Annotated in this window: 5 protein-coding genes; 2 read left to right on the plus strand and 3 right to left on the minus strand. The window is 65.6% G+C overall.

What is annotated here, in order from left to right:
• On the minus strand, positions 1-562 hold a 562-nt coding region (locus B4C31_RS03600; protein WP_414631835.1), incomplete at its 3' end, for a GlgB N-terminal domain-containing protein.
• Positions 563-686: 124 nt separating this feature from the next.
• On the opposite strand from B4C31_RS03600, the gene B4C31_RS03605 reads away from it, so the two are divergent.
• Both B4C31_RS03605 and ispF read left to right on the plus strand, forming a co-directional pair.
• The gene (locus B4C31_RS03605) at positions 687-1,283 is read left to right on the plus strand and encodes a CarD family transcriptional regulator (RefSeq protein WP_033509281.1); all 597 of its coding nucleotides are present in this window, start codon (positions 687-689) and stop codon (positions 1,281-1,283) included.
• A gap of 11 nt (positions 1,284-1,294) precedes the next feature.
• Complete coding sequence (ispF, locus tag B4C31_RS03610; RefSeq protein ID WP_291531380.1) at positions 1,295-1,774, plus strand: 2-C-methyl-D-erythritol 2,4-cyclodiphosphate synthase; 480 nt, start codon at positions 1,295-1,297, stop codon at positions 1,772-1,774.
• Positions 1,775-1,801: 27 nt separating this feature from the next.
• Here the strand turns inward: ispF and B4C31_RS03615 are convergent, their stop codons facing one another.
• Both B4C31_RS03615 and B4C31_RS03620 read right to left on the minus strand, forming a co-directional pair.
• On the minus strand, positions 1,802-2,641 hold the full coding sequence (locus B4C31_RS03615) for a metal ABC transporter permease (RefSeq protein WP_291531370.1): 840 nt from the start codon (positions 2,639-2,641) through the stop codon (positions 1,802-1,804).
• Complete coding sequence (locus B4C31_RS03620) at positions 2,638-3,513, minus strand: ABC transporter ATP-binding protein (protein WP_291531371.1); 876 nt, start codon at positions 3,511-3,513, stop codon at positions 2,638-2,640. Before B4C31_RS03620 ends, B4C31_RS03615 begins: the two co-directional genes overlap by 4 nt.
• Positions 3,514-3,731: the final 218 nt, after the last annotated feature.

Consider the following 3,731-nt stretch of genomic DNA (forward strand, 5'->3'; position numbering starts at 1 on the left):
CGTCCCAGCTGTTGAAGTTGCCGACCACCCGCACGGCATGGGCGTTCGGGGCCCAGACGGAGAACGAGGTACCGACCAGCTGCTCGCCGGGGGTGCCGTCCGCGCCGCCCATCGGGTCGTCGAAACGCCGGACATGGGCGCCCAGGGCCTCCCACAGGCGCTCATGGCGCCCCTCGCCGAACAGGTAGGTGTCCATCTCCCCGAGCGTGGGCAGGTAGCGGTACGGGTCGTCCTCCACGATCGTCGGGCCGTCCTCGTAGCAGGTGCGCACGCGGTAGTCGGGAACGGCATGCCCCGTTTCGGTCGCTACGGCCGGGACGACGGCCATGAACACGCCGTTGTATTCGTGGGATGCCTCGTATTCGCCGTCCTGGGTGACGATGGTGACGGTTTTGGCCAGCGGGCGCAGGACGCGCACGGTGACGCAGTCCTCATGCTCGCCGATGCCCAAGTGGCCACCGAGCACTTCGTGGGGGTTGTAGAATTCGGCGTTGCTCACCGAATCGAGCACTCCCTGATTGACAGATACAGCGACAATATCTTCATTGATGTTATTGGTCATAGCAAAAGTGTACGCATGGAATGGTCCATTGTGGCGACATATGTCGAAAAAATCGGGAAAATGGGTGAGTCCACGCCATACGGCATAATTATTCGAGTTTTGCGTACCTATTCACGGAGGATTCATGGGTTACAAGGTCGGCGATATGGTCGTCTATCCGCGTCACGGCGCCGCGAAGGTGGAGGCCATCACCGAACGGACGGTGCGGGGCGTCACCCGCGAGTACCTGCAGCTGTCGGTGCTGTCGTCGGATGGTCTGGTCATCAACGTGCCGGTCGACAATGTCAAGAAGGTGGGGGTGCGTGACATCGTCGACGCGAACGAGGTCTCCAAGGTGTTCGAGATCCTGCGCACGCCGATCATCGAGAAGGAGATGAATTGGTCGCGCCGTTACAAGCTGAACGTGGAGAAGATCGCCACCGGTGACGTGAACAAGATCGCCGAGGTGGTGCGTGACCTGGCCCAGCGCGACGTGGACGAGCACGGGCTGTCCGCGGGGGAGAAGCGCATGCTGACCCGCGCCCGCAGCATCCTGACCTCGGAGATCGCGCTGTCGGAGAAGATCGAGGAATCGGAGGCCCAGCGTCTGCTCGACGTCAACCTGGGCTACGAGCAGCCGCAGCCCGGCGACGAGGCCCACCATACCGAGGCTCCCGAGGAGGCGGCGCAGGATACGCTGGCCCGTCTGGAGGCCGAGGGCAAGAAGTCGAAGAAGAAGTGAGCGGCGCCGCCATGCGCATCGGGCAGGGGTTCGACGCCCACCGGTTCGCCGCGCCCGATGCCGACCGGCCGCTGTGGCTGGCCTGTCTGCCGTGGGACGGTGCCGGCATCGAGGGCGATTCGGATGGCGATGTTGCCGCGCACGCGCTGATCGATGCGCTGCTGTCCGCCGCGGGGCTGGGCGACATCGGCACCCTGTTCGGTGTGGGATCCGATTCCGCCGGTGCCGGGCAGCATGGTGGGGCCATGTTGCGCCATACCGCATCGGTATTGGCGGAACACGGGTTTGCACCGGTGTCGGCCAGCGTGGTGATCATCGGCAACCGTCCTAAGATCGGTTTCAGACGTGTGCAGGCCGAACAGGCCTTGTCCGCGGCGGTGGGGTGCCCGGTATCGGTGACGGCCACCACCACCGATGGCATGGGGTTCACCGGCGTCGGCCAGGGCGTGGCCGCGATAGCCAACGCGCTGGTGGCGGAAACCGGGCGATGACCTGCACGGCCCCGGTCTGGGGCCGAATCAACGACGTTTGCGCAGTGCCGCCACACCTCGTGACACGGCCCAGAACGCCGTGGACAACGCCACGATGATGAAGCTCGGCGGCGCCGGGAACATGGCGGACAACACCAGACCGCCCCAGATGGCCGCCAGGCACAGCGCCGTGGCCATGACCATGGCCCGGAACGGCGAGCGCGCGATGATGTTGGCCGCGGCCGCCGGGGTGATGACCAGCGCGAAGATCAGCAGGGTGCCGACCGCGGGCACGGCTATGGTGATGACGCCGGCCATGATGGCCATGAACGCGATGTTCATCACGCCGATCGGCACGCCCTTGGCCTGCGCCACCTGTTCGTCCAGCGAGCTGAACAGGAGCGGGCGGTAGATGACGGCCAGCACCGCCAGCAGGACGGCGTCGAACACCAGGAATCCGATGATCTGCCCGGTGGTGATGGTCAGGATCGAACCGAACAGGATCGATTGCATCTGCTGGGAGGCGGAGCTGGACAACCTGGCGAAGAACAGGCCCAGACCGGTGGCGAAGGCCAGCACGGTGCCGGTGGCGATCTCCCGCTGCGAGGCGCGTTTGCCGAGCGCTCCGATGACCAGTGCGCCGCCCAACGCGAACACGCCCAGTCCCAACGAGACCGGCAGGCCGAGCAGCACCGCCCCGGTGGCCCCGGGCAGCCCGATATGGGCCAGGGCGTGCGCGGCGAAGGTGGAGTGCCGTGCGATGGTGAAGTAGCCCATCACCCCGGCGGCCAGGGATATGGCCAGACCCGCCAGGAAGGCGTTGGCCATGAACGGGGCGGACAGGGTGTCGAGCCAGTTCGGGTCGAATGCGAATTGAATGCCGTTCAACGGGATCCTCCCTCATGGCGGTGCAGCGCCGCCAGCTCGATGGTGTCGTGGGTGTCTTGGGGCGTCTCGTCGTCCGTCTGGAGACCGGGGGTGACGAACATATCGCCCTGGGGGGTGGTGACGACGCGCACGCTGGTGCCGTACAGGTGGGTGAGCAGATCGGAGTCGAGCACCTCGTCCAGCGCCGCGTAGTGGGGGTGCCCGTCCAGCAGGTAGACCGCCCCGGTCAGCACCGGCAGCAGCATATTCAGGTCGTGGGCCACCACCTGGATCGTCATGCCCAGTTCACGGTTGAGCTTGGCCAGCACATCCACCACGGAGCGCTGGCTGGCCAGATCCAGGTTGGCCAGCGGTTCGTCGAGCATGAGCAGCTGCGGGTCGCCGACCAACGCCTGTGCGATGGCCACGCGCTGCCGTTGGCCGCCGGACAGTTCGGAGAGGCGGTATGCGGCCCGATCGGCTATACCGACGAAGTCCAGCGCCTCACGCGCCTTGGCCTTCTCCTCACGGGAGACGCGGTGGATGCCGAAGCGGGTGCCGGTCAGCCCCAGCAGCACTGACTGCTCCGCGGTCAGGTTCGATTCGATGTCCGAGGTGTAGCTCTGCGGCACGTAACCGATGAGGTGGTTCGCCTCGCCGGCCGGCCGTCCCAGGACGCGGATGCTGCCATGCTCCAGCGGCAGCAGGCCCAGTTCGGCCTGCATCATGGTGGTTTTGCCGGTGCCGTTGGTGCCGACGATGGCGGTGACCGATCCCATCGGGATGGAGAAGTTGCCGTCCCGCCAGATAATATGCCCTCCTCGGCGCACCGCCACGTCGCGGAAGACCACACAGGGCTCGTCTGGCTGGGATTGCGTATGATGCTGGCGCATACTGACCGCTCCTGGGAATGGGGATGGATAACGGCATCAGTATGTCAAATAAGATTGACAATAATTCTCAATTAGTGTCGATCGGCAGACGGTCAGCGGCCGGGATCCTGCTGTCCCTCGTTCGAAGGCGCGGACGTATCGCCGGCGGTATCCTGGCCGTCGGCGGAACCGGTTCCCTCCCCGGCGGCATCGTCGGCGGTGCTATCGGCTTCATCGGT

This window comes from Bifidobacterium sp. UBA4282 (assembly GCF_002394995.1).
Lineage (GTDB): Bacteria > Actinomycetota > Actinomycetes > Actinomycetales > Bifidobacteriaceae > Bifidobacterium > Bifidobacterium pullorum_B.

Bases quoted from the DNA above. Each gene is read 5' to 3' on its own strand.
- B4C31_RS03605 (WP_033509281.1), top strand. From the start codon at position 687: ATGGGTTACAAGGTCGGCGATATGGTCGTCTATCCGCGTCACGGCGCC.
- B4C31_RS03620 (WP_291531371.1), bottom strand. From the start codon at position 3,513: ATGCGCCAGCATCATACGCAATCCCAGCCAGACGAGCCCTGTGTGGTC.
- ispF (WP_291531380.1), top strand. From the start codon at position 1,295: ATGCGCATCGGGCAGGGGTTCGACGCCCACCGGTTCGCCGCGCCCGAT.